21 protein-coding genes are annotated in these 25,007 nt (G+C 71.2%); 7 read left to right on the top strand and 14 right to left on the bottom strand.

Annotated elements, in window-relative coordinates; genetic code table 11:
- Positions 1-9 precede the first annotated feature (9 nt).
- Positions 10-1,170, top strand: a complete 1,161-nt coding sequence (locus tag IEY81_RS09320; protein WP_189118208.1) for a DUF1015 family protein — start codon at positions 10-12, stop codon at positions 1,168-1,170.
- Here the strand turns inward: IEY81_RS09320 and IEY81_RS09325 are convergent.
- From IEY81_RS09325 to argC, 10 genes are all read right to left on the bottom strand, one after another.
- Positions 1,167-1,589 carry a single-stranded DNA-binding protein gene (locus tag IEY81_RS09325; RefSeq protein WP_189118209.1) on the bottom strand — a complete coding sequence of 141 codons (423 nt, stop codon included), beginning with the start codon at positions 1,587-1,589 and terminating at the stop codon, positions 1,167-1,169. The genes IEY81_RS09320 and IEY81_RS09325 overlap by 4 nt on opposite strands.
- A gap of 113 nt (positions 1,590-1,702) precedes the next feature.
- Positions 1,703-1,915 (bottom strand): hypothetical protein, encoded by a 213-nt coding sequence (locus IEY81_RS09330; RefSeq protein ID WP_229787599.1) that lies wholly within the window; start codon positions 1,913-1,915, stop codon positions 1,703-1,705.
- A 77-nt stretch (positions 1,916-1,992) separates the two neighbouring features.
- Complete coding sequence (locus IEY81_RS09335) at positions 1,993-2,574, bottom strand: DNA-3-methyladenine glycosylase (RefSeq protein ID WP_189118211.1); 582 nt, start codon at positions 2,572-2,574, stop codon at positions 1,993-1,995.
- Positions 2,574-3,998, bottom strand: a complete 1,425-nt coding sequence (argH, locus tag IEY81_RS09340) for an argininosuccinate lyase (protein WP_189118212.1) — start codon at positions 3,996-3,998, stop codon at positions 2,574-2,576. The genes IEY81_RS09335 and argH overlap by 1 nt, the downstream gene beginning before the upstream one ends.
- A complete protein-coding gene (gene argG, locus IEY81_RS09345) occupies positions 3,998-5,434 on the bottom strand; it encodes an argininosuccinate synthase (RefSeq protein WP_189118213.1) in 1,437 nt (478 codons plus the stop codon). The genes argH and argG overlap by 1 nt, the downstream gene beginning before the upstream one ends.
- 24 nt (positions 5,435-5,458) lie before the next feature.
- Entirely contained in the window at positions 5,459-5,986 is a 528-nt protein-coding gene (locus IEY81_RS09350; RefSeq protein WP_189118214.1) for an arginine repressor, read from the bottom strand.
- On the bottom strand, positions 5,983-6,906 hold the full coding sequence (gene argF, locus IEY81_RS09355; RefSeq protein WP_189118215.1) for an ornithine carbamoyltransferase: 924 nt from the start codon (positions 6,904-6,906) through the stop codon (positions 5,983-5,985). Before argF ends, IEY81_RS09350 begins: the two co-directional genes overlap by 4 nt.
- Positions 6,903-8,078, bottom strand: coding sequence for an acetylornithine transaminase (locus tag IEY81_RS09360; RefSeq protein ID WP_189118216.1), 1,176 nt, complete (start codon positions 8,076-8,078; stop codon positions 6,903-6,905). The genes argF and IEY81_RS09360 overlap by 4 nt, the downstream gene beginning before the upstream one ends.
- Positions 8,075-9,019 (bottom strand): acetylglutamate kinase, encoded by a 945-nt coding sequence (gene argB, locus IEY81_RS09365; RefSeq protein ID WP_373292224.1) that lies wholly within the window; start codon positions 9,017-9,019, stop codon positions 8,075-8,077. Before argB ends, IEY81_RS09360 begins: the two co-directional genes overlap by 4 nt.
- A 79-nt stretch (positions 9,020-9,098) precedes the next feature.
- Positions 9,099-10,136, bottom strand: coding sequence for an N-acetyl-gamma-glutamyl-phosphate reductase (argC, locus tag IEY81_RS09370; RefSeq protein ID WP_189118217.1), 1,038 nt, complete (start codon positions 10,134-10,136; stop codon positions 9,099-9,101).
- A 122-nt stretch (positions 10,137-10,258) separates the two neighbouring features.
- Between argC and IEY81_RS09375 the strand changes: the two genes are divergently transcribed.
- From IEY81_RS09375 to IEY81_RS09390, 4 genes are all read left to right on the top strand, one after another.
- The gene (locus IEY81_RS09375; protein WP_189118218.1) at positions 10,259-11,086 is read left to right on the top strand and encodes a maleylpyruvate isomerase family mycothiol-dependent enzyme; all 828 of its coding nucleotides are present in this window, start codon (positions 10,259-10,261) and stop codon (positions 11,084-11,086) included.
- A 10-nt stretch (positions 11,087-11,096) separates the two neighbouring features.
- Positions 11,097-11,651 carry an LOG family protein gene (locus IEY81_RS09380; RefSeq protein WP_189118219.1) on the top strand — a complete coding sequence of 185 codons (555 nt, stop codon included), beginning with the start codon at positions 11,097-11,099 and terminating at the stop codon, positions 11,649-11,651.
- 87 nt (positions 11,652-11,738) lie between these two features.
- Entirely contained in the window at positions 11,739-12,749 is a 1,011-nt protein-coding gene (locus IEY81_RS09385; RefSeq protein ID WP_189118220.1) for an ATP-binding cassette domain-containing protein, read from the top strand.
- A gap of 1 nt (position 12,750) precedes the next feature.
- On the top strand, positions 12,751-13,569 hold the full coding sequence (locus IEY81_RS09390; RefSeq protein ID WP_189118221.1) for an ABC transporter permease: 819 nt from the start codon (positions 12,751-12,753) through the stop codon (positions 13,567-13,569).
- Here the strand turns inward: IEY81_RS09390 and IEY81_RS09395 are convergent.
- Positions 13,551-16,550 (bottom strand): ATP-binding protein, encoded by a 3,000-nt coding sequence (locus IEY81_RS09395; RefSeq protein WP_229787601.1) that lies wholly within the window; start codon positions 16,548-16,550, stop codon positions 13,551-13,553. The two genes, IEY81_RS09390 and IEY81_RS09395, sit on opposite strands and share 19 nt — an antisense overlap.
- A 208-nt stretch (positions 16,551-16,758) precedes the next feature.
- Between IEY81_RS09395 and IEY81_RS09400 the strand changes: the two genes are divergently transcribed.
- Positions 16,759-17,781: a threonine aldolase family protein gene (locus IEY81_RS09400; RefSeq protein WP_189118223.1), complete on the top strand. Its 1,023-nt coding sequence runs from the start codon at positions 16,759-16,761 to the stop codon at positions 17,779-17,781.
- An 87-nt stretch (positions 17,782-17,868) separates the two neighbouring features.
- Positions 17,869-20,073 (top strand): acyltransferase family protein, encoded by a 2,205-nt coding sequence (locus IEY81_RS09405; RefSeq protein ID WP_189118224.1) that lies wholly within the window; start codon positions 17,869-17,871, stop codon positions 20,071-20,073.
- An 82-nt stretch (positions 20,074-20,155) separates the two neighbouring features.
- Here the strand turns inward: IEY81_RS09405 and pheT are convergent, their stop codons facing one another.
- The 3 genes from pheT to IEY81_RS09420 all read right to left on the bottom strand — a co-directional run bounded on the left by pheT (position 20,156) and on the right by IEY81_RS09420 (position 24,961).
- The gene (pheT, locus tag IEY81_RS09410; RefSeq protein ID WP_189118225.1) at positions 20,156-22,645 is read right to left on the bottom strand and encodes a phenylalanine--tRNA ligase subunit beta; all 2,490 of its coding nucleotides are present in this window, start codon (positions 22,643-22,645) and stop codon (positions 20,156-20,158) included.
- Between the two features lie 49 nt (positions 22,646-22,694).
- A complete protein-coding gene (pheS, locus tag IEY81_RS09415; RefSeq protein WP_189118226.1) occupies positions 22,695-23,801 on the bottom strand; it encodes a phenylalanine--tRNA ligase subunit alpha in 1,107 nt (368 codons plus the stop codon).
- Positions 23,802-23,917: 116 nt separating this feature from the next.
- Entirely contained in the window at positions 23,918-24,961 is a 1,044-nt protein-coding gene (locus tag IEY81_RS09420) for a sensor histidine kinase (RefSeq protein WP_189118227.1), read from the bottom strand.
- Positions 24,962-25,007 lie beyond the last annotated feature (46 nt).

Raw genomic sequence — 25,007 nt, forward strand, 5'->3', positions numbered from 1 at the left:
GATGTGCAGGTGGACGATACGGGTGTGGTCAGGGCGCCGTACCTCGGGCGGCCGCTGCGCCTGGAGCCCTTCCGAGCGCTCTCGCTGGCGCCCTCTCGCATCGGCGACCCGACCTCGGCGCGGCTCTACTCGCGGCCCTATCGCGGCGTCGCCTCCCGGATCAGCTCCTGGCTGGCGCGCGGCGATCTGCGCGAGCACCGCGACTCCGCCCTCTACCTGCACGAGTACACCGCAGCGGGCATCACCGTCCGCGGCGTCGTGGGCATCCTCGACGTCTCGCACCGCACCGACGACCCCGATCAGGCCGCCGTCCTCCCTCACGAGGGCGTGCGCACCGCGCAGGCCACGCAGCTCGCGTCTCGGATGCGACAGATGCGCGTGCACCCGGCGCCGATCCTGCTCACCTACCACGCGCCCGAAGGTGTCGCTGCGCTGCTGGACCGGGTGCAGGCCGGCGCGCCCGACGAGCAGTACGACGACCACGGCGGCCAGCACCACCGGGTCTGGGCGATCACCGACGAGGCCGTGATCGCGCAACTGCGCGAAGCGTGGGCGGCCCAGCAGGCGCTGATCGCTGACGGGCACCACCGCTACGCGGCGTACGCAGAGCTCCAGGGTCTCGCCGAGCCCGGCGACGGTGCCGCGACCGACTTCGGGCTCGCGATGCTCATCGACCAGGACGACACCCCGCTGCAGCTCGGCGCGATCCACCGGGTGCTCGCCGGGGTGAACCTGCGCGACCTGCGCTCCGCCGCCGAGGCCGTCGGCGCCACCTGGACCGCGGGCGGCCGCGAGGCGACGCTGGGCCGGCTCGGACCGGGTGTGATCGCGCTCAGCGACGGCCGCGGCTGGGCCACGCTCGAGTTCGCGAGCGCCGACACACCGATCACCGGTGACGTGGGCTACCTGCACGACCGGGTGCTCCCCCGGCTGCGCCGACAGCCCTCACGGGTGCTGCACGCCCACCAGGTCGACGCGGCACTCAAACGGGCCCGCCCGGGTCGTGACGTGGCGGTGCTGCTGGCAGCGCCGTCCTTCGACACGATCCTCTCCTCCGCCTCGACCGGGCAGCTGCTCCCGGAGAAGGCGACCTCGTTCCAGCCCAAGCCGCACCCGGGCGTGCTCATCCGGCTCCTGGACGCGGCGCGGCTCGAGAAGTCGCGACACTAGCTCGCCTGCTTGGTCGCCGCGGCGGCTCGGCTCACCCGTCTGGCCGAGGCGACCTCGACCTCGGTCATCGACTGCAGCCGGCCGCCGGTCTTGAAGAACCGCCGTCGCAACGAGCCGTTGACCTCGATCACGTCCCCCACCCGCCAGGTCGCCGCAGCCCGGCGGACACGGGCGACCCAGGTGTGACACTCGAGCGCGTCGATCTGCACCCGGCTGCTCCCGCGCCGCTTGTCGCGCGGTCTGTCCACGACCACCCTGAACGCGGTGAGCTGGTCGCCGCTCGGCAGCTCCCGCTCCTCCGCGGCCAGGGAGAGCCGGCCGATCAGTCGCACCTCGTTGACCGTCGCCAGCCCACCGGCCGGCCCCGTCCGCCCGCCATCGTCCGGTGATGGCTCCTTCTCCACTCTTGCGACCGTCATCGCGATCACCTCCGACCATCATCCTGGTCAGCGGCGCCGACAGTTCTGGCCCGGGCAAGGGAGCCTGTGGAAAACCGGTGTTTCAAGCCGGCTTGTGGACAGTCATCGGCCCCTCAGCCCTCCGAGAAACTCTTCCGACCACCGCCCCGGCGAACGCCCGAGTTCGCCCGGATCTCCTCGCTCGCCGCTCGGAACGCGGGCTCTGCTCGGGCGAAGTAGTCGAAGAGAAGCGCGCGTTCCTCGGCGTCATAGCGCGCCAGCACCTCAGCGACGTGACGACGAGCCGGAGCAACGACCTCCTCGACCCGGCGCCGCGCGTCAGGCACTGGTTCCACGCTCATCCGACGCCGATCGCCCGGGTCTGCACGCCGCCGCGCGAAACCGGCACGCTCCAAGCGGGCCGTCAGCCGTTCGCGCGGAGCTTTTTCGCCGGCCGGTACTGCGAGACCGTGGGGTCTCCCGCGACCCAGAACCGCCACGGCTGGTCCGGGGCGAGCCTAAGGCCCACCCGCGGCCCGGTGGCGACCTCGATCTGCGACCACTCCCCGACCGGCGCCAGGTCGAGCTCGAAGGCGTCCGTCCCGTTCATCCCCAGATCGATCCCGAGCGCCGAGGCCAGCCGGGCCGGACCACGGGCGAGGTCGACGTCGCGAGCCGACCCGCGCCGCTCCCGGGCCAGCTCGATCCCGTCGACCACCTCACCGGCCCGCAGCAGGATCCCGCCAGGCTCACCCTCCGGGTGACAGACGAGGTTGGCGCAGTGGTGCATCCCGTAGGTGAAATAGACGTAGAGGTGACCGGGCGGGCCGAACATCACCCGGTTGCGGTTCGTCTTCCCGCGGAAGGCGTGCGAACCGGGGTCGTCTGCGGCGTACGCCTCGAGCTCGGTCAGCCGCACCGTCACCCCGCCGAACGACAGCCTCGCCCCGAGGATCCGCGGAGCGGTCACCTCGGGGCGCTGGTGGAGCAGATCTGTGAGCAGCACTAGGACGGACGGTACCCAGCCGACTTCGTCTTCAGCTCCGCGAGCTGCTCGGCGACCCGGACCGGAGCGGTGCCGCCGCGACCGTCACGCGAGGCGACCGATCCCTCGATCGTCAGCACCAGGCGTACGTCGGGGGTGAGCGCCGGCGAGATGGTGGCGAACTCGTCGTCGGTGAGCTCGTCCAGCTCGACGCCACGCTTCTCGGCCGCCTGGACGCAGGCGCCGGCCAGCTCGTGGGCGATCCGGAACGGGGTGCCCTGGCGGACCAGCCACTCGGCGATGTCGGTGGCCAGCGAGAAGCCCTGCGGGGCGAGCTCGGCCATCTTCTCGGTGTTGTAGACGAGCGTCGCGACCTGGCCGGTGAAGGCCGGCAGGAGCACCTCGAGGGTGTCCAGGGAGTCGAAGACCGGCTCCTTGTCCTCCTGCAGGTCGCGGTTGTAGGCCAGCGGCAGCGCCTTCAGCGTGGTGAGCAGCCCGGTCAGGTTGCCGACCAGGCGGCCGGCCTTGCCGCGGGCGAGCTCGGAGATGTCGGGGTTCTTCTTCTGCGGCATGATGCTCGAGCCGGTCGACCAGGAGTCGTGCAGCGTGACGAAGTCGAACTCCTTGGTCGCCCACAGGATGATCTCCTCGGCGATCCGGCTGACGTCGACGCCGATCTGGGCGCAGACGTAGGCGAACTCGGCGACGAAGTCGCGCGAGGCGGTGCCGTCGATCGAGTTGGCGCTCGAGCCGGTGAAGCCGAGCTCGGAGGCGACCAGGACCGGGTCCAGACCGAGCGACTGGCCGGCGAGAGCGCCGGAGCCGTACGGCGAGTCGCACTCGACCCGCGCCCGCCAGTCGCCGAGCCGGTCGACGTCGCGCAGCAGCGACCAGGCGTGGGCCATCAGGTGGTGTGAGAGCAGCACCGGCTGGGCGTGCTGGAGGTGCGTACGTCCCGGCATGATCGCGCCCAGGTTCTGCTCCGCCTGCCCGGCGAGCGCGTCGATCAGGTCGAGCACGAGCCCGCGCAGCACCCGCTCGTGGTCGAGCAGGTAGCTGCGGAAGAGCGTCGCGATCTGGTCGTTGCGCGAGCGCCCGGCCCGCAGCTTCCCGCCGACGTCGGGCCCGATCTCCTCGATCAGCAGCCGCTCGAGAGCGCCGTGGACGTCCTCGTCGGAGGAAGCCGGGAGCAGTCGGCCGGAGGTGTACTTCTCCGCGAGGACGTCGAGACCGCGGTGGATCTCGTTCTCCTCCTCACCGGTCAGCAGCCCGGCCGCGCCCAGCGCCTTGGCGTGGGCGTGGGATCCGGCGATGTCGTAGAGCGCCAGCCGCCAGTCGAACTGCGTCGAGCGTGAGAGCGCCTCGAGCTCCGGCGAGGGGCCGCCGGCGAACCGGCCGCCCCAGAGCTTGCCCTCGTTGGTTGTGTGGGCAGGTGTGTTCGACATCAGTCGTTCCCGGCCTCGAAGGCGGCCTCGTCGAGGAAGGTGTCGTCCAGCTCGGACTGCGCCTTGGCCTCGGTGGCGGCGATGCGGTCGAAGCCACCGGCGGGGAGCTCGCCGAAGAGGGTGCCGTTCTCGACCAGCACGGTGCCCTGGTCGAGCGGGTGGCCGGCGTAGACCTCGAGCTTGGAGCGCGAGTCGGCGATGTCGAGGTTGCGCATGGTGAGCTGGCCGATGCGGTCGACGGGGCCGAAGGCGGCGTTCTCGACGCGCTCCATGGAGAGCTTCTCGGGGTGGTAGGAGAAGTGGGTGCCCTCGGTCTTGAGGATGGTGTAGTCCTCACCGCGGCGCAGCCGCAGGGTGACCGTGCCGGAGACCAGGGAGGCGATCCAGCGCTGGATCGACTCGCGCACCATCAGCGCCTGCGGGTCGAGCCAGCGGCCCTCGTAGAGCAGCCGGCCGAGGCGGCGGCCCTCGTTGTAGTAGTTGGTCATGGTGTCTTCGTTGTGCACCGCGTTGAGGAGCCGCTCGTAGGCGATCCAGAGCAGCGCCATCCCCGGCGCCTCGTAGATGCCGCGCGACTTGGCCTCGATGATGCGGTTCTCGATCTGGTCGGACATGCCGAGGCCGTGGCGGCCGCCGATCGCGTTGGCCTCGTAGACCAGCGCCACGGGGTCGGTGTAGTCCTTGCCGTTGATCGCTACCGGGCGGCCCTCGACGAAGCTGATCGAGACGTCCTCGGTCTCGATGGCGACCGAGGGGTCCCAGAACTTCACACCCATGATCGGCTCGACGGTCTCCAGGGAGACGTCGAGGTGCTCCAGGGTCTTGGCCTCGTGGGTGGCGCCCCAGATGTTGGCGTCGGTGGAGTAGGCCTTCTCGGTCGAGTCGCGGTAGGGCAGGTCGTGGGCGACCAGCCACTCCGACATCTCGTGGCGACCGCCGAGCTCGTGGACGAAGTCGGCGTCGAGCCACGGCTTGTAGATGCGCAGCTGCGGGTTGGCCATCAGGCCGTAGCGGTAGAACCGCTCGATGTCGTTGCCCTTGAAGGTCGAGCCGTCGCCCCAGATGTTGACGTCGTCGGCCTGCATGGCGCGCACCAGCATGGTGCCGGTCACCGCGCGCCCGAGCGGCGTGGTGTTGAAGTAGGCGCGGCCGCCGGAGCGGATGTGGAAGGCGCCGCAGGCGAGCGCGGCCAGGCCCTCCTCGACCAGCTGCGGCTTGATGTCGATGGCGCGGGCGATCTCGGCGCCGTACGCCATCGCCCGGTCCGGGACGCCGGAGATGTCGGGCTCGTCGTACTGCCCGATGTCGGCGGTGTAGGTGCACGGAACAGCACCCTTGTCGCGCATCCACGCGACCGCCACGGAGGTGTCGAGGCCTCCGGAGAAGGCGATGCCTACGCGCTCGCCCTTGGGAAGGGAGGTCAGGACCTTGCTCACGAGATGATGCTCCTTGATCTGAAACTACTGGATGTCTGTGGTCTTGCCGGCGAGGCTGAGGAAGCGGTTGACGAGCGTCGCGCCGCCCTTCGGCTCGCGGCCGATGACGAGCACGGTGTCGTCGCCGGCGATGGTGCCGAGGATGTCGGGGTATTCGGCGCGGTCGATCGCGGAGGCGAAGTACTGGGCGCCTCCAGCAGGAGTACGCAGCACCACCAGGTTGCCACTCCCGTCGGCACTCACCAACAGCTCGCGGGCGAGCCGGCCGAGCTTGCTGCGACCGCTGGCCGACTCCCCCGGCGCCACCGCGGTGCGGTCACCACCTTCGCCGGGGACGGCGTAGACGAGCGCGCCGGAAGGTGCCCGCACCTTCACCGCGTCGAGCTCGTCCAGGTCGCGCGAGAGCGTCGCCTGGGTGACGTGGACGCCGTGGGCCAGGAGCGCCTCGGAGAGCTCGGTCTGCGACCGGATCTCCTTGCCCCAGATGATGTCGACGATCAGGGACTGGCGCGCGCCCTTGGTGGCGGGACGCTGGGTCTCGCTGGTGGTCATCGTCGCTCCCAGAGGAAGGCCAGGATCGCCTTCTGGGCGTGGCGCCGGTTCTCCGCCTCGTCCCAGACCAGGCTCCGCGGGCCGTCGAGCACCTCGGCCTCGATCTCCTTGCCGCGGTAGGCCGGCAGGCAGTGCAGCACGACCGCGTCGGGGTCGGCGTGGCCGAGCAGCTCGGTGGTCAGCGCGTAGGGCGAGAAGACCGCGATCCGCGCCTCCTTCTCGCTCTCCTTGCCCATCGAGACCCAGGTGTCGGTGATGAGCACGTCGGCGTCGGCGGCGGCCGTGACCGGGTCGGGGGTCACGGAGACCGAGCCGCCGGTCTCCTCGGCGATCTCCTTGGCCCGGACCAGCACGTCGGCGTCGGGCGCGTAGCCCTCGGGCGCGCCGAACCGGACGTGCATCCCGGCGAGGGCACCGGCCAGCGCCCAGGAGTTGCCCATGTTGCAGGCGGCGTCGCCGAGGAAGGCCGCGGTCAGCCCGGCGAGGGATCCCTTGTGCTCGGCCAGCGTCTGCAGGTCGGCGAGCAGCTGGCAGGGGTGGAACTCGTCGGTGAGCGCGTTGACCACCGGCACGCCGGAGTGGGCGGCCATCGCCTCGAGGTCGGCCTGCGCGAACGTACGCCACACGATCTCGCCCGCCTGCCGGCCGAGCACCCGGGCGACGTCGGCGACCGACTCCCGCTCGCCGATCCCGGCCAGGCGGCCGTCGACGAGCATCGAGTGGCCGCCGAGCTCGGCGATCCCGGAGGAGAACGAGGCCTGCGTACGCAGCGTCGGCTTGTCGTAGATCGTGGCCACGGTCACCGGGCCGGCGAGCGGCTTGGCGGCGAAGGGGTCCTGCTTCATGGCTGCCGCGAGCGCCAGCACCTCGGCCTGCTCGGCCGGGGTGAGGTCGTCGTCGCGGAGGAAGTGGCGGGTCATGCGGTGGCCTCGGCAGCGTCGAGGATGGCGGGCCAGGCGGCCAGGAGGCGCTCGGCGTCGTCCTCGGTGAGCACGAGCGGCGGGACCAGCCGGATCCGCTCGGGGGTGGCGTTGTTGAGGATGAAGCCCGCCTCGAGCGCGGCCGCGGCGACCTTGGCGGAGTCGAGACCCGCCAGGACCAGGCCGATGAAGAGGCCCTCGCCCTCGGCACGCGCGACCCGCGGGTCGGCGGCCAGGCCGTCGCGCAGCTTCTGGCCCAGCACGGTGACGTGCTCGAGGAGCCCGTCCGACTCGATGGTCTCGATCACCGCGAGGCCGGCGGCGCAGGCGACCGGGTTGCCCCCGAAGGTGGTGCCGTGGTTGCCGGGCTCGAAGAGGGTCGCCGCGCGGCCCAGACCGATGCAGGCGCCGATCGGGAAGCCACCACCGAGGCCCTTGGCGAGGGTGACGATGTCGGCGGTGACGCCGGAGGTCTCGTGGGCGAACCAATGACCGGTGCGCCCGATGCCGGACTGCACCTCGTCGAGCCACAGCAGGGTGCCGTGCTCGTCGGCCACCGACCGCGCGGCGGCGAGGTAGTCCGAGGGCGGCACGATGACACCGGCCTCACCCTGGATCGGCTCCAGGATGATCGCGGCGGTCTCGTCGGTGACCGCGGCGGCCAGCGCCTCGGCGTCCCCGTATGCGACGAAGGTGACCTCGCCGGGAAGCGGCTCGAAGGGCGCCCGGTAGGCCCCCTTGGAGGTCAGCGCGAGCGCGCCCATGGTGCGGCCGTGGAAGGCGCCCTGAGCCGCCACGATGTGGCGGCGGCCGGTGCGCCTGGTCAGCTTGAAGCCGGCCTCGTTGGCCTCGGTGCCGGAGTTGGCGAAGAAGACGCGGCCGGTCTCACCGCCGGGCACCCGGGCCAGCAGCGCCTCGGCGAGCTCGACCTGCGGCTGGGAGGTGAAGAAGTTGGAGATGTGGCCGAGCGAGGTCAGCTGGGAGGTCACCGCGGAGACCAGTGCCGGGTGGGCGTGGCCGAGCGAGTTGACCGCGATGCCGGCCAGCAGGTCGACGTACTCCTTGCCGTCCTCGTCCCACACGTGGGCACCCTCGCCACGGGTCAGGACCAGCTTGGGAGCACCGAAGGTGTTCATCAGCGAGGCGGCGTACCGCTCTCCGTAGGTGCTCATCTGTTCAGCTCCCTTGCTTTGCGGGTCTTGGTGGTGACGCCGGGGAGCACCTGGGTGCCGACTCCCTCGGCGGTGAAGAGCTCGAGCAGCACGGCGTGCGGCTCGCGGCCGTCGACGACGGTGGCGCGCTTGACGCCGCCCTTGACGGCCTCGAGGCAGGCGCTCATCTTCGGGATCATGCCGCTGGCGAGCTCGGGGAGGATGCCCTCGAGCGCCTCCGGGCTGATCTCGCCGATGACCTCCTCGGGGTCGGGCCAGTCGAGGTAGAGCCCCTCGACGTCGGTCAGGACCAGCAGCTTCTCGGCCTCGAGCGCGACCGCGAGCGAGGAGGCGGCACGGTCGGCGTTGACGTTGTAGACCGCGCCGTCGAGGTCGGGCGCGATGCTGGAGACGACCGGGATCCGGCCGGCCTCGATCAGGTCGAGGACCGCGGAGGGACGTACGTCGACGACCTCGCCGACCTGGCCCAGGTCGACCTCCTCGCCGTCGACGACGGTGCTCGCCGGCTCGGCGGTGAAGAGTCCGGCGTCCTCGCCGGAGAGTCCGACGGCCAGCGGGCCGTGCTCGTTGATCAGGCCGACCAGCTCACGCTGGACCTGGCCGACCAGGACCATCCGGACCACGTCCATCGCCTCGGGGGTCGTGACGCGCAGGCCGCCGCGGAACTCCGACTCGATGCCGAGCCGGCCCAGCATGCTCGAGATCTGCGGGCCGCCGCCGTGGACGACGACAGGCTTGAAGCCGGCGAACCGCATGAAGGCGATGTCCTCGGCGAAGGCCTGCTTCAGCTTGTCGTCGGTCATGGCGTTGCCGCCGTACTTCACCACGACGATCTTGCCGTGGTACTCCTTCAGCCACGGGAGCGCACCGGCGAGGGTGCGCGCCTTGGCGGGGTCGGGACGACCCGGCTCGTGGGCCACTGTTTCGAGCTCGAAGTTCACGCCGCCACCTCCGTAGCGCAAGCGCCAGAGTACGGACGCGGCGGCGTGATGGGCTCGTGGTTCACTCGCTGACGCTCGTTCACGGTGCCACCCCGACTGTGGTCAGGCCGGTGGTCTCCTCGAGCCCGAGGGCGAGGTTCATGCACTGGATCGCGCCGCCGGCGGTGCCCTTGGCGAGGTTGTCGACGGCGCCGACGACGACCAGCCGGCCGGCGGCCTCGTCGACGGTCACCTGGACATGGACGGCGTTGGAGCCGACCACGGCCTTGGTCTGCGGCCACTGGCCCTCGGGGAGCAGGTGGACGAACGGCTCCGAGCCGTACGCCTTCTCGTAGACGCCGCGCACGTCGGCAGCGCTCACACCGTCGGCGAGCTTGGCCGAGCAGGTGGCCAGGATGCCGCGCGGCATCGGCACCAGCACGGGGGTGAAGGAGACCGAGACCTCGCCGTCGACCAGCCCGGAGAGGTTCTGGACGATCTCCGGGGTGTGCCGGTGGGCGCCACCGACGCCGTAGGCGCTGACGTTGCCCATCACCTCGGCCCCGATCAGGTGAGGCTTGGAGGACTTGCCCGCACCGCTGGTGCCGGTGGCGGCGACCACGACGACGTCGGGGTCGACGATGCCGGCCTCGACAGCGGGCGCGAGGGCGAGGGTGGAGACCGTCGGGAAGCAGCCCGGCACCGCGATCCGGCTGGCGGAGGTGAGCGCCTCACGCTGGCCGGGGAGCTCGGGCAGCCCGTAGGGCCAGGTGCCGGCGTGGTCGGTGCCGTAGAACTTCGTCCAGGCCTCGGCGTCGGCGAGCCGGTAGTCGGCGCCGCAGTCGATCACGACCACGTCGTCGGGGAGGCCGGCCGCGATCGGACCCGACTCGCCGTGGGGCAGAGCCAGGAAGACCACGTCGTGGCCCGCCAGGGTCTCGGAGGTCGTGGGCTCGAGCACTCGGTCGGCGAGCGGGAGCAGATGGGGCTGGAGGCTCCCCAGGGTCTTGCCTGCGCTGGAGGCGGCGGTCAGGGCGCCGATCTCCACCTCGGGGTGGGCCAGCAGCAGCCTGAGCAGCTCACCTCCGGCATATCCACTGGCACCGGCGACGGCGACGCGCTTCTTGGTCATATGCATGACCATACGTCACGCTGTATGTATCCGGCAAAAGAGTGCCCGACGGCTGAGACGCGGTACCCAGGGGCGGCATCGGAGAAACCCAGAGGAAATCGCCGCGTGGACCGCTTAGTGTTCGCGCCATGACCCGCCTCACCCCCGCCGCCTACCTCGACCACATCCGGACGGAGTCCGCGCGTTTCCGTGCCGTCCTCGCCGACACCTCCCCCACCGCACCCGTCCCGACCGCTCCCGAGTGGACCGCCGCCGACCTGCTCTGGCACGTCGCCGCGGAGGTGCAGCACTTCTGGACGTACGTCCTGGAGAGCCGTCCCGCCACGCCGACCGAGGAGACCTATCCCGAGCCCGAGCGCCCGAAGGACGCCGACTACCAGGAGCTGCTGGAGAACTTCGACCGGATGAACGCCACGTTCATCGAGACGCTGGAGAAGACCGCGCCCGACGAGCCCACGTGGTCGTGGTCCGACGACCAGACCGCCGCGTTCACCTACCGCCGCCAGGCCCACGAGATCCTCATCCACCGCATCGACGCCGAGCTCGCCGCGGGGGCCCTGACGCCGCTCGACCCGGCGCTGGCGGCCGACGGGGTCGAGGAGGTCCTCGACATCTTCTACGGCGGCAAGCCCGGCTGGGCGAGCTTCACCGGCGGCGACGACTTCGTCCGCGTGGACGCGGTCGACACCGACACCCAGACCTGGGTCCAGCTCGGTCGCGTCTCCGGAACGAGCCCCGACGGCGAGCGGCTCGAGGACGAGCCGGACCTCAGCGTCCTCCCCGCCGATCAGATCCCGGCCGGCACCGAGCCGGCCGTGGTCGTCGAGGGCACCGCGGCCGACCTCGACGCCTGGCTCTGGCGCCGGCTCGACGACGAGCGGATCACCGTCACCGGCGACACGTCCGTCTACGACCGCTTCCGCGCGTTGACGAACGAGCCGATCACGGACGACTAACGTTCGCCGCATGATCAAGCACCTGGCGGTCTTCCTCGGTTCCCGCGACGGCAACGACCCGGCGCTCGCCACGAGCGCCTACGAGGTCGGCAAGGGGCTCGCCGAGCGCGACATCGAACTGGTCTACGGTGCCGGCGGAGGTGGCCTGATGGGGCAGATCTCCCAGGGAGCCATCGACGCCCAGGGCAAGGTCTTCGGAGTGATCCCGCGCTTCATGGTCGAGCGCGAGTGGGGGCGCATCGAGGGAGCGCCGGGGATGCAGACGGTCGTCGTCGACACCATGCACGAGCGCAAGGCGCTCATGGCCGAGCGCGCCGAGGCGTTCCTCGCGCTCCCGGGCGGGATCGGCACCCTCGAGGAGCTCTTCGAGGTCTGGACCTGGCAGACGCTGTCGCTGCACGGCAAGCCGGTGGGCGTGCTCAACGTCAACGGCTTCTGGGACCCGCTCGTGGAGATGATGGAGCGCATCGCCGAGGCGGGTTTCCTGCACGGCTCCCCCGCCGAGACGCTCGTGGTCGGAGACGATCTCGACGACGTCCTGGAACGACTCGCCGCCGCCCGCTGAAACCCGCTGAGTCCCGCTGAAACCGGACCGGAAGCGCTGAAACCGCGGTGAAGGCGTCCTGAAACCCGGACGCCTCACCGTGGCAGCATGACAACCAACACCGAACTGGCCGTATCGGCCTCGGGTCTGGTCAAGACCTTCGGCGACTTCACCGCGGTGGGCGGGATCGATCTGGAGATCCGCCGCGGCGAGGTCTTCGGCGTGCTCGGCCCCAACGGCGCCGGCAAGACCACGACCCTGAAGATGCTCGCGACCCTGCTCTCGATCGACGCCGGCACGGCGGAGATCTTCGGGGTCGACGTCAAGGCGCACCCCCACCAGGTGCGTCAGCTCGTCGGCTTGACCGGGCAGTACGCCTCGGTCGACGAGAACCTCACCGCGACCGAGAACCTCGTGCTCTTCGGTCGCCTGCTCGGCATGTCCGGTCGCTCGGCCCGAGCCGCTTCCGAGGAGCTGCTGGAGTCCTTCGGGCTCCAGGAGGCTGCCAAGCGGCAGATCTCGAAGTTCTCCGGAGGCATGCGCCGCCGCCTCGACCTGGCCGCCTCGCTGCTCTCCCGGCCGCCGCTGATCTTCCTCGACGAGCCGACCACCGGTCTGGACCCGCGCACCCGCGGCCAGATGTGGGACACCATCCGTACGCTGGTGGCCGGCGGCTCCACGGTCCTGCTGACGACGCAGTACCTTGACGAGGCCGACCAGCTCGCCGACCGGATCGCGGTCATCGACCGCGGCGTCAAGGTCGCCGAGGGCACCTCGGAGCAGCTCAAGACGTCCGTCGGAAGCTCGACGCTCCACCTGCGCCTCAGCGACCGGTCCCAGGTCGCCGCCGCCGCGGCGGTGGTCGAGAACGCCACCGGCGAGCGACCGGTGCTGACTCCCGAGGCGGGCGGCGTCAACGTACCGCTGGTCGATGCGGACCGCGCCGCCGACGTGCTCATCGGCCTGCGCCACGCCGGCATCTCGATCACCACCGCCAACGTGCAGCAGCCGACTCTCGACGAGGTCTTCCTCGCGCTGACCGGCCACGGCACCGAGAGCACCCCGAACCCGGCCGACCACGACCGGTCCGCCACCGACATCACCGAGGAGGTGGCCTGAGATGGCTGCACTGATCTCCACCTACGCGGTCGCCGACCGCCCGCTCAAGGCCCGTCCCGGCACGGGCGAGACCATCGCCCAGACCCTGACCATGGCCCGCCGGGCGTTCATCAAGATGATGCGCAACCCCGAGCAGTTCTTCGACGTGACCATCCAGCCGCTGCTGTTCACCGCGATGTTCGCCTACATCTTCGGCGGCGCGATCTCCGGTGACGTGAAGTCCTACCTGCCGACCATCATCACCGGCATCCTCGCCCAGACGGCGCTGACCGCCTCGATGGCCCGTGGCACCCAGCTGCGCGAGGACATGGACAAGGGCGTCTTCGACCGGTTCAAGGCGCTCCCGATCGCTCGGATCGCGCCGCTGGCCGGACCGGCGGTGGCCGACCTGCTCCGTTACGGGATCGCGGCGACGCTGACGATCGTGGTCGGCCTGCTGATGGGCTACCGGCCCGGTGGTGGCGTCGGCGGGGTGGTCGCGGGCTGGGCGCTGACCATCTTCGCCGGCTGGTCGCTGAGCTGGATCTTCACCTGGCTCGGCACGGTCCTGAAGACCGCGGGTGGGGTCCAGGGGCTGGGCATGATGATCATGTTCCCGCTGACCTTCCTCTCCCCCGCGTTCGTGCCGAAGGAGACCATGCCCACCTGGCTGCAGCACTTCGTCGACGTCAACCCGGTGACGCTGGTCATCAACGCCACTCGTGACCTGATGAACGCCGGCGACCTCACCCTGAGCGTGGTGTGGGCGCTGGTCGGCTGCGCCGCGGTCGTGGCGGTCTTCGCGCCGATCTCGGTGTGGAGCTACAGCAAGAAGCTCTGACCGGTCCCGGTCACTCGCGCGATCACGCCGCGGGCCTCGTCCAGGAGGGCGAGCCCGCGGCGTTCGCCGTACTCCTGCTCGATCCGGTCGAGGACGCCGGGGGCCAGCCGCTCCGCGTCCTCGACCGCGAGCTCCCAGCGCAGGTCGAGGAACGAGCGCGAGTAGCCGAACCTGTCGCCCAGGACCAGCAGCCGCACGGAGTCCTCGGACGGGAGCATCTCGCGGTGCAGACCCCACATCCCGAGCGCGAACAGCAGCATCCCGGCGACCGGATAGTCCTGGGAACGGCGATCGTCGGCGACCATCCGCGGCGCCTTCGCCATCAGGGCCGCGAAGAGATCCTCGCCCTCGGCGCCGTCGCCGTGGCGGGCCGCGCTGACCACAGCCACCGACTCGGCCGCGACCCGCCACGGCACCAGGTCGAGGTCGTCGGCGAAGCCGGGGAACGGCAGCTCGCCCATCGAGGCCGCCACCTCGCGCAGCACGGCCAGACCCTCGGGTACTCGTCCCTGGGCGAGCAGGAGCTGCGCTCGGGCGGCGTGGATGGCGCCGCGGGCTCCGAAGCCGCCACCCAGCTGCTCGTCGCCGACCTCGGCGAGGATGGCGGCCGCCTCCTCGAAGCGTCCCTGACCCACTGCGTACGTCGCCAGGATCGCCTGCGCCTGGCCGAGGTCGTCGTCGGCGCCGAGGCGGCGCAGGACCGGGATGGCCTCGCGAGCGTGGTCGGCTGCCTCGCGCAGCCGGCCGAGCTGGGCGAAGAGGCCACTGAGCTGAGCATGCAGCATGGCCCGCGGCCAGGGGCCGCCGTCGGCGCCGGTCAGGCGAAGCGCCTCGATCCCGGCGGCGACCGCTCCCTCGGGATCACCGAGGTTCTCCCGCTCGTGGCTGAGGAAGGTGTAGGCGCGGGCACGTACCTCGGGGTCCGGGTCGGCGATCAGCTCGGCGAGCTCGTCGGCCATCGACCGGCCGACGCCGCGGCCGGTGGCGGCGCGGGCCATCGCCTGCATCACCCGGAGCATGACCCTGAGCTGGGTGTCCTTCGCATCGGCGCCGACGCGTTCGAGGACGGCGGTCAGCCGCGGCAGCCCGGCGCCTCCGGTGACGGCAGCGCCGAAGAGCAGCAGCGCGAGGACGAGCCGGGTCTTCTCCAGCAGCTCGCCCGGCGGCTCCCACTCCTCGAGCAGGTCACCGACCGGCCCGGCCAGCATGATCACGCGCTGGTGCTCGCCGGCGACGGTCCAGAAGACGCCCAGCGCGCAGAAGAGCCGGATCGCCGTCTCGGCCTCGTCGTCGGCCAGCACCTGGCGCAGGATGTCGGCGAGGTTGCTCTCCTCGGCGCGCAGCGTGTCCATGGCCTCGAACTGCTCGCGGGAGTAGATCCGGGCCGCAGCGCTGTCGGCGTAGGCGCCTGCCCATGCGCGTTGCGCGGCCCGCGCGGCGGCGTCCTCACCGGCATCGATCAGCCGCATCCGGCCGAACTCGCGGACGGTCTCGAGCATGCGGTAACGCAGACCGAGCGGCGACTCGACTACCGTCAGCAGGGACTGGTCGACGAGCTCCTCGATCGTGTCGAGGGCGTCGGTGCCGAGGACCGCCTCGGCAGCGGCGAGGGTGAAGCCGTCGTGGAAGACCGAGAGCCAGCGCATCGCGCGCTGCTCCCGCTCGGAGAGGAGGTTCCAGGACCAGTCGATGACCGCGACCAGGGTCTGGTGCCGGTCGGGAGCGTTGCGGTCGCCGCCGCGCAGCAGCTCGAACCGGTTCTCCAGCCGCCGCCCGATCTCGTCGACCGACATCGCCCGCACCTTCACCGCGGCCAGCTCGATCGCCAGCGGCAGGCCGTCGAGCCGGGTGACGATCTCCTCGACCCGGGTCGCGTCGAGGTGGGCGGTGGGACGGGCCGCGACCGCGCGGCGGCGGAACAGCTCGCTGCCGTCGTACGTCCCGAGGCGACCGAGCGGGAAGACCCGCTCCGCGCCGATCGCGAGCGGGCTGCGGGAGGTGGTCAGGATCGTCAGGTGGCGCACGCTCGCGGCCAGGAACGCGGCCAGGTCGGCGACGGCGGCGACGATGTGCTCGCAGTTGTCGAGCACGAGCAGCGTCGGGGTGCCGTCGAGCTGCTGGGCGATCCGGGATCGTACGTCGGCGCGCTGCTCGGGGGTCAGCCGGTCGCGCCGGGCGACCGAGTCACGTACGCCGAGCGCCGAGCCCACCTCGCTGACCAGGTCCTCGGGCGCGGTCACGCCGACGAGCTCGACGAAGTGGACCACCGGCTGCTCGGCGCGGTGGGCGATCACCTGGGCGAGGCTGGTCTTGCCGAGGCCTCCGGGGCCCAGGATCGTGACCACCCGCGAGCTCTTCAGCATCGCCGAGACCTCGGCCGCGTCCTGCTCACGCCCGATCAGCACATCGGCGTCGTGGCGCAGGCCCGAGCGCACCGGCCGGTCCCGCGCGAGGAGCTCGGCATGCACCGCGCGAAGTCGTGGGCTGGGGTCGACGCCGAGCCCGTCGGCGAGCCCGTTCCGGTAGGTCTCGTAGCGCTCGAGCGCCGCCGGCGGGCCGTGCACCGCGGCGATCGTGCGCAGCAGCGCCTCGGTGACCTCCTCGTCGGGGTCGAGGTGGTCGAGCCGCTCGAGCAGCGGGAGCGCCTCGGCGTACCTCTTCTCCGCGGCCAGCCGCAGCCCCTCCGGCCGCAGCGACCAGGCGTCCACCTGAGCGGGGTCGAGGCGGAGGCGGTAGCCGCGCGGGGTGCGCTCGATCGCGCCGGCGTCGGTGGCGGTGCGGGCCCGGGAGACCACCACCTGGAGCGCCTTCGCCGGGTTGGCCGGCACGTCGTCGAGCCCCCAGATCTCCTCGACGAGCGTGCTCTCGGAGGCCCCTCGCGGACCGGCGTCGACCAGGGCGCGCAGCAGTGCCCGGGTCCGCTCGCCCGCCACCGGCGAGCCAGCCCAGGTGACCTCGTCCAGCACACTCAGCGTCGTCACAGCCGTCATTCTGTCATAGCGATATATCGCGTACGTACGGTATTTCCCCGCCTCCGCACGTGTAACACGTCGTTCGTAGGACTTCTCGCCCTATTAGATAGGGCGAGAAGTCAGACGAACAACGTGTTACCCCTTCCGAGGCCCCGCCGGCACCGACCGCGCACCGACCCGGTGACCACCCCGACCAGGGCGGCGACACAATGGAGCCGTGACCGTCGAACTGCGCTCTGACAACGCCGCTGCCGTCTCCCCTGCGATCCTCGAGGCGATGGCCGCGGTCAACTCCGGCTCCGCGCTGGCCTACGGAGGCGACGAGGTGACCGCCGCGCTCGAGGCCCGGGTGCGGGAGGTCTTCGATCACCCGAGCGCACGGGTCTTCCCGGTGCTGAGCGGCACCGCTGCCAACGCGCTCTCGCTCTCGGCGATGACGCCGCCGTGGGGTTCGGTGGTGTGTCACGAGACCGCGCACATCCTGGCCAGCGAGGGCGGGGCGACCTCGTTCCTGAGCGGCGGCGCCGTGATGACCGGCGTCGCGGGCGAGGGCTACAAGATCGCGCCGGAGGCGCTCCAGGCCCAACTCGACGGCGTACGTTGGGGCGACCCGCACAACTCCCAGCCGGCCGTCCTGGCGCTCACCTCGCCGTCGGACTACGGCACGGTCTACTCCGTCGAGGAGATCGCCGAGCTCACCGCGATCGCCAAGACCCGCGACCTGCGGGTCCACCTCGACGGCGCCCGCTTCGCCAACGCCGTCGTGGCGACCGGCGCCGCTCCCGCCGACCTCACCTGGCGAGCAGGCGTCGACGTGCTCTCGCTCGGCGCGACCAAGAACGGCGCGCTGTCCGCCGAGGCGATCGTCTGCTTCACCGACGCACCCGCCGACGAGCTCGTCTACCGCACCAAGCGCAGCGGCCACGTCACCTCGAAGATGCGCTACCAGTCGGCCCAGCTCCTCGCCTACCTCACCGACGACCTCTGGCTCCACAACGCCCGCAACGCCAACGAGCGGATGGCCGAGCTCGCCGGCGGCCTCGAGAAGGCAGGCGTACGCATCACCAACTCCGTCGACGCCAACCTCGCCTGGGTGGACATGCCCGAGGAGACCGCCGACCGCCTGGAGGCCGCCGGGGTGCTCTTCTACCGCCTCGGTGGCCAGGTGCGGTTCGTGACCTCCTGGCAGACGAGCGCCGAGGACGTCTCCACCGTGCTGGCAGCGCTCGGCCGCGCCTGATCCCAGCCGACCGCCGGGCCCGGTCCGACGCGCCCGATACCCGTGGGGGCGCACGTTCTTCGGGATGGTTGTTAGCCTCGATTGCCTATGTCTTCAGGCATCTCGGACCCCTCGCCCGCTCGCACCGCTCCCACCAAGGCCCCCGCGACGCGGTTACGTCGCGACGTCCAAGGACTGCGTGCCGTCGCCATCCTCACCGTGCTCGCCGCTCACGCGGGCGTCTCCTGGTTCGCCGGAGGCTACGTCGGGGTGGACGTCTTCTTCGTCATCTCCGGCTTCCTCATCACCCAGCAGCTCGTCGGCGAGCTCGCCCGCAGCGGCCGGATCTCCCTGCGGCGCTTCTACGCCCGCAGGGCCCGGCGCATCCTCCCCGCCGCCACGTTGACCCTCGCGGTGACCGTGGTCGCGGCGGTGGTCCTGCTGGGGCCGGCCCAGGTGGCTCCGCTGACCCTCGACGCCGTCTGGGCCTCCGCGTTCGCCGCGAACATCCGGATGGCGATCGCCGGCACCGACTACTTCCAGGCCGAGCTGCCGCCCTCGCCGGTGCAGCACTTCTGGTCGCTGGCGGTGGAGGAGCAGTTCTACCTCGTCTGGCCGCTGGTCGCGCTGCTCTGCATCGTGCTGGCGACCCGGATCGGCGCCTCTCGAGGTGCCGACAGCGGGGCCGAGCGCGGCGGTGAGAGCTCGGTGCGGGCGCGCCGGCTGCTGCTCGCCGCGATCGCGCTGATCACCGTCGCCAGCCTGCTCTGGTCGGTGGTCCACACCCCCGCCGAGGCGACCTCCGCGTACTTCTCCTCGCTCACCCGAGCCTGGGAGCTCGGCATCGGCGCCGGCCTGGCGATCCTGGTGACCAGCGGCCGAGTGATGCAGCGGCTCGCCGCCGCGCGCTTCCTCCGCGAGATCCTCGTCATCGGCGGGCTCGCCGCGATCCTGCTCGCCTGCCTGACCTACGACGAGTCCACCCCGTTCCCCGGCTACCAGGCTGCGCTCCCCGTGCTCGGTTCCGCTGCCGTGATCCTGGCCGGCGCGGTGCCGTCGGGAGACTCCACGATCGGCGCCCGGCTGCTGTCGGTGCCACCGATGCAGGCGATCGGCGACTGGTCGTTCTCTCTCTACCTGTGGCACTGGCCGCTCCTGGTGATGCCCGAGATCGTCCTCCAGCGCGACCTCATCTGGACCGAGCGCAGCGTCGCCGTCACCGCCGCGGTCGTCCTGGCGTACCTCTCCTTCCGGTTCGTCGAGGCGCCCTTCCGTGAGCGCACCGTGTGGCGTCCGACCTGGCGAGCGCTGACCTTCTACCCGGTCAGCATCGCGCTGGTGGTGACCACGGCGTTCGGTGGCCGTGTCTACGCCGACTTCGAGGCGACGCGCGGCTCCTTCCAGCCCGCGATCAGTCTGGCGAGCGCGTCCCCGGCCGACCCCTCGCTCGACGAGCAGCAGGCGCTGGTGCGCGCATCGGTCATCGCGGCGCGCGGCAACACCCCCATCCCGACCGAGCTCCGCCCGGCGCTGACCGAGCTCGACAAGCTCAAACCGCGTCGCACGAAGTGCGACTACACCGACGACACCGTTCGGGACCTGTGCGTCGACGGCGACCCGGACGGCAAGAAGACGATGGTGGTCTTCGGCAACTCCCACGCGCTCCACTGGGTGCCGACGCTGAACCGGATCGGCAAGAAGCACGGCTTCAAGGTCTACTTCCTGGTCAAGAACCGCTGTGTCTCCGCCTCGATCACCACCGACCGTGGCGGCGACGAGCACGACCCCTACACCGAGTGCGACGACTTCAACCGGTGGGCCTTCAAGGAGTACAAGCGGCTCGACGCCGACCTCACCGTCGTCTCCACCGCTCCCCCGATCAAGGGTGTCTTCGACGAGGACGACCGCTGGGTCGGCGAGAAGGACGAGATCAACGAGCTGATGCGCCCGGCCTACACCGACTTCCTGAAGCGGGTCGACAGGCACACGAAGCGTACGGTCCTGATCCGCGACATCCAGGGCTTCGACGCCAACGCCGGCACCTGTCTCTCCCGCCCCGGCGCGACCCTGGGCGACTGCGTGATGAAGCCGGTCGAGTCCCGCGAGACGGCGATCGACGTCCAGGTGGATGCGGCGAAGGAGGTCGGCGTCGACGCGGTCGACATGAACTCCTACTTCTGCTGGGACGGCTCCTGCCCCGCCGTCGTGGGCGACACCATCACCCACTACGACGGCACCCACATGTCGCGGCAGTACGCACCTCGGCTCACTGAGCCGCTGGCTCGCGAGCTGGGCATCCGCGACCGCGAGTAGCAGGCAGTACGCAGACCGGGGAGGTCGCTCGCAGCTGGTGCGAGCGCCTCCCCGGTCCGGTCTCAGACCCTGGTCGGGATCCTCAGCGCTGGACGGCCCCGGTCAGCTCGGCGGCCCGCGCGACCGCGGCGTCGCGGGCGGCGGCGGTCTCCTCGGCCTTGAGCGTGCGGTCGGGAGCCCGGAAGCGGAGCGCGAAGGCGAGCGACTTCTTGCCCTCGCCGACCTGGTCGCCCTCGTAGACGTCAAAGAGCCGCACCGTCTCCAGGAGCTCGCCGGCACCCTCGCGCAGCGCCGCCTCGACGGCCGCGACGGTGACGTCGACGGGGACGGTCAGCGCGACGTCCTCCTTGGCGACCGGCATGGTCGAGAAGACCGGGCCGGCCGCGGTGGCGGGCACCTTCGAGATCAGCAGGTCGAGGTCGATCTCGACCGCAGCCGAGCGGGCAGGCAGCCCGAACGCCTTGCAGACGTTGGGGTGGAGCTCACCGGCGTGGCCGAGCTCGACGCCGTCGACCGAGACCACCGCGCAGCGGCCCGGGTGCCACGGCGCCCGCGAGGCCGAGGCGACCTCGACCGGCACGCCCAGCTCGGAGCCCAGGCGGCGGACGACGTCGATGGCGTCGGCCCACGAAGCAGTCTCGGCGGCACCCCACCAGCCACCCCGCGTACGCTCCCCCGCCAGCACGACGGCGAGGTGGAGCGGCTGTCGCGGGATCGCGGCGAGCAGCTTCTCGAGCTCCTCGGTCGTCGGGCGGCGGTCGACACCGTAGATCGGCGCCGCCTGGTCGACCGGGAAGGCGACGGTCGCGGTCTCGAAGAGAGCGACCCCGTCCTGACCTCGGGAGACGTTGCGGGCGGCGACCTTCAGCAGGCCGGGGAGCAGGGTCGTGGTGTAGCCGGGCTCCTCGCTGCTGAGCGGGTTGGCCAGCTTGACCGTGTTGCGGCGCGGGTCGTCGGCCGGCAGGCCGAGCGAGGTGAAGTCGGCCTCTCCCACGAACGGGAAGTCGACGACCTCGACCAGGCCGGCACCGGCCAGCGCACGCCCGATCCGGCGGCGCAGCTGCTGGGCACGGGTCAGGCCACTGCCGGTGGCGCGGCGCGGCAGCACCGAGGGCACCTTGTCGTAGCCGACGATCCGGGCGACCTCTTCGACCAGGTCGTAGGGGTCGGTGAGGTCGACGCGGTAGGTCGGGACGGTCGCGGTCAGCGACTCGCCGGAGACGGTGACATCGCAGCCGACCAGCTCGAGCGACTTCACGACCGTCGCCCGGTCGATGTCGAGCCCGATGATGCGCGCCGGCAGGTCGACCGGGATCGTGATCGTGGTCAGCGGACGCCGGGTCTCCGGCGAGGCGGTCGGACCGACCTCGGTGACCCCGACAGCCTGACCGCCGCCGTGCTCGACGAGCAGCTCGACGACCCGCTCGGCCGCAGCCGGCGGCAGCAGCGGGTCGACCCCCCGCTCGAAGCGCTTGGACGCCTCCGAGGGGAGCTTGTGGCGCTTCTGGGAGCGGAAGACGGTGGTCGGGTCGAAGTGGGCCGCCTCGACGACGATCTCGGTCGTCGTCTCGGAGATCTCCGTGGACGCCCCGCCCATCACGCCGGCGATGCCGATCGGGCCGGAGTCGTCGGTGATCAGCAGATCCTCCTCCGACAGCACCCGGACGACGTCGTCGAGCGTGGTGATCTTCTCGCCCTCCTGCGCCCGCCGCACGACGATGTCGCCGGACAGCTTGGCCTTGTCGTAGCAGTGAGTCGGCTGGCCGAGCTCCATCATCACGTAGTTGGAGACGTCGACGGCGAGCGAGATGGAGCGTACGCCGGTGGCCGCGAGCCGCTTCTTGATGAACTCCGGCGTCGGCGCGGTCGGGTCGAACCCGCTGATCACGCGGGTGACGAAGTAGTCGCAGCCCTCGTCGTCGAGGCGGACCGGGTAGCCCGACCCGTCGGCCAGGGGTGCGTCGATCTGCGCGGGGTCGTGGAACGGTACGTCGAAGCCCAGCGCCGCGTCGCGCGCGATGCCGCGCATGGACAGCGCGTAGGCACGGTCAGGGTTGATCTCGAACTCGATGATCTCCTCGCCGAGCCCGAGCACCTCGCGGGCGTCGGTGCCGGGGGCGGGCGCGTCGGCCGGCAGCACGATGATGCCGTCGGCCTCCTCCCCCAGGCCCAGCTCGCGGGCGGAGCAGATCATCCCGGCCGACATGTGGCCGTAGGTCTTGCGCGCGGAGATCCGGAAGTCGCCGGGCAGCACGCCGCCGGGCAGGATCACCACGACCTTGTCGCCGGGGCCGAAGTTGTGGGCACCGCAGACGATGCCCTGCGGCTCGCCGGTGCCGTTGGCGTCGCCGACGTCGACGGAGCACCAGTTGATGACCTTGCCGTTCTTCTGGGGCTCCTTCTCCGCGGTGAGCACCTGGCCCACCACGAGCGGACCCTCGATGCCGGCGCCGGAGGTCTCGATGGCCTCCAGCTTGAGGCCGAGCATGGTCAGCCGCTCGGTGATCTCCTCGATGCCGAGCTCGGCGGGCAGGTCGACGTACTCCTTGATCCAGGAGAGGGGCGCCTTCATGCGGGGTCCCCGTTCGAAGCGGACCGAAGGGAGCATTTGAATGGGGTGGTCACAGTTCACTCCCGAAAGCAGTAGTAAGCCGGACGTCACCCTCGAAGAGGGTGCGCAGGTCGGACAGGCCGGTGCGGAACATCAGCGTGCGGTCGATGCCCATGCCGAACGCGAAGCCGCTGTATTTCTCCGGGTCGACGCCGCAGGCGACGAGGACGCGCGGGTTCACGATCCCGCAGCCGCCCCACTCGATCCAGCCCTCGCCCTTGCAGGTGCGGCACATCACGCCATCGATCACCTGCGCGCCACGGCACACGAAGCAGGTCAGGTCGACCTCGGCCGACGGCTCGGTGAAGGGGAAGTACGACGGGCGGAACCGTGTCACGATGCCCTCGCCGAACATCTGCGTGGCGAAGTGGTCCAGGGTGCCCTTGAGGTTGGCCATCGAGATGTCGGTGTCGATGGCGAGGCCCTCGACCTGGTGGAACATCGGCGAGTGGGTGGCGTCGTACTCGTCGGTGCGGAAGACCCGCCCCGGGCAGACGACGTAGATCGGTGCCTCACGGGTCAGCATCGTGCGCGCCTGCACCGGGCTGGTGTGCGTACGCAGCACGACGTGGTTCTCCGCCGGCTCGGTCCAGAAGGTGTCCTGCATCGTGCGGGCCGGGTGGTCCGGGCCGAGGTTGAGGGCGTCGAAGTTGAGCCACTCGGCCTCGATGAGCGGACCCTCGGCGACCTCCCAGCCCATCGCCACGAAGATGTCGGCGATGTAGTCGGCGCCGGTGGTCAGCGGGTGGCGCCCGCCGGCCGGGACGCGGTCGGTCGGGAGCGTCACGTCGACGGTCTCCTCGACCAGCATCCGCGCCTCGTGCTCGGCCTCGAGCACCTTCTGGCGGGCCGCGAGCGCCTGGGTGACCGCACCGCGCGCCTTGCCGACGCGCTGGCCGGCCTCCTTGCGCGCGGCCGGCGGCAGCGCGCCGATCTCACGGTTGGCCAGGGCCAGCGGCGAACGGTCGCCGGCGTGGTCGAGCCGTGCCTGCTTGAGCTCCTCGAGGCTGGTGGCTGCGTCGATCGCCGCCAGCGCAGCCTCGCGCGCAGCCTCGACCTCCTCAGCCTTCAAGGGGGTGACCTCTACCGGGTCATAGTCGGTGTTGGGACCGGACATCACTGGCTTTCGTCGCATCGAGTGTGTGAGCGACAGTCTAGGAATCCCGGGCCCCCTCGCGCGAACCGGACACCCGATGAACGCATCCGGCCCAGATCTGGACCGCTGGGATCGGCTCAGGAGGCCGGCGGGTTCATCGGCCAGGCGACCTCGATCCGGGCGCCGCCGCCTTCGGCGTCGTCGATCGTGACCGCCCCGCCGTGGGCTCGGGTGAGCCCGCCGACGATGTAGAGGCCCAGTCCCGATCCTCCGCGGGCGCCGTGCTTCCAGAACTTCGTGAACACGCGCTGGCGCAGCTCGGTGGGGATGCCTTCGCCGTGGTCCTCGACGACGAGCAGGACCTGGTCGGCGTCCTCGGGACGCACCCCGAGGCTGACAGTGACCACACCGTCGCCGTGGCGTACGGCGTTCTCGACGAGGTTGGTGACGACCTGGGTGAACTTGTCGGGGTCGGCGTGGATCTCCAGCTCCTCGGCGCCGGGCGCGAGGTCGAGCTCGATCGGCCGCGAGGTCGCCGAGCGCACCGACTCGACCACCCGGGTGACCAGCACGGCGGCGTCGCTTGCGCGCGGGTAGAGCTGGAGGCGGCCGGTGTCGATGCGGGCCACGTCGAGAAGCTCGGCGATGAGGCGGGAGAGCCGGTCGGAGTCGGAGGCGACCGTCTTCAGCATCAGCTTCTTCTGGTCGTCGTTGAGCCGGTCCCAGCGGTTCAGCAGCGCCTGGACGAAGCCCTTCACGCCGGTGAGCGGCGAGCGCAGCTCGTGGGCGACGGTGGCGACCAGGTCGGAGCGTTCGCGGTCGAGACGCTTGCGGCCGCGGCCCGAGCGCAGCGAGATGGAGACCTGGTCGACCTTCGCGCCCAGGTGGGGGCGCCGGATCGTGGAGACGACCAGCACCTCGGTGCCGTCGGGCAGCAGCCAGGCCTGCTCGGGCGTGCCGGTGACCGTCGGGAGCGTGTCGTAGGGCCGGTTGGCCTGCGCCCAGCTCCGTCCCTCGGTGTTGCTCAGCCTGAGTACGTCGCCGAGCGGCCGCCCGACACCGGCCTCTGGGTCGACGCCGAGCATCCGCCCGGCCAGGGCGGAGACCAGGACGACGGTGCCGTCCCCGTCGGCGACGACGACGCCGTCGGGCAGGGCATCGGCGAGTTCACGGGCGTCCACGCCGACACCCTAGACCGACATCGTCGGCTCGGCAGGTGTTGTGGGT

The sequence above is a fragment of the Nocardioides luteus genome (assembly GCF_014648595.1).
Lineage (GTDB): Bacteria > Actinomycetota > Actinomycetes > Propionibacteriales > Nocardioidaceae > Nocardioides > Nocardioides luteus.

Bases quoted from the DNA above. Each gene is read 5' to 3' on its own strand.
- IEY81_RS09325 (WP_189118209.1), bottom strand. From the start codon at position 1,589: ATGACGGTCGCAAGAGTGGAGAAGGAGCCATCACCGGACGATGGCGGG.
- argH (WP_189118212.1), bottom strand. From the start codon at position 3,998: ATGTCGAACACACCTGCCCACACAACCAACGAGGGCAAGCTCTGGGGC.
- IEY81_RS09350 (WP_189118214.1), bottom strand. From the start codon at position 5,986: ATGACCACCAGCGAGACCCAGCGTCCCGCCACCAAGGGCGCGCGCCAG.
- argF (WP_189118215.1), bottom strand. From the start codon at position 6,906: ATGACCCGCCACTTCCTCCGCGACGACGACCTCACCCCGGCCGAGCAG.
- IEY81_RS09360 (WP_189118216.1), bottom strand. From the start codon at position 8,078: ATGAGCACCTACGGAGAGCGGTACGCCGCCTCGCTGATGAACACCTTC.
- argC (WP_189118217.1), bottom strand. From the start codon at position 10,136: ATGCATATGACCAAGAAGCGCGTCGCCGTCGCCGGTGCCAGTGGATAT.
- IEY81_RS09375 (WP_189118218.1), top strand. From the start codon at position 10,259: ATGACCCGCCTCACCCCCGCCGCCTACCTCGACCACATCCGGACGGAG.
- IEY81_RS09380 (WP_189118219.1), top strand. From the start codon at position 11,097: ATGATCAAGCACCTGGCGGTCTTCCTCGGTTCCCGCGACGGCAACGAC.
- IEY81_RS09385 (WP_189118220.1), top strand. From the start codon at position 11,739: ATGACAACCAACACCGAACTGGCCGTATCGGCCTCGGGTCTGGTCAAG.
- IEY81_RS09390 (WP_189118221.1), top strand. From the start codon at position 12,751: ATGGCTGCACTGATCTCCACCTACGCGGTCGCCGACCGCCCGCTCAAG.
- IEY81_RS09405 (WP_189118224.1), top strand. From the start codon at position 17,869: ATGTCTTCAGGCATCTCGGACCCCTCGCCCGCTCGCACCGCTCCCACC.
- pheT (WP_189118225.1), bottom strand. From the start codon at position 22,645: ATGAAGGCGCCCCTCTCCTGGATCAAGGAGTACGTCGACCTGCCCGCC.
- pheS (WP_189118226.1), bottom strand. From the start codon at position 23,801: ATGTCCGGTCCCAACACCGACTATGACCCGGTAGAGGTCACCCCCTTG.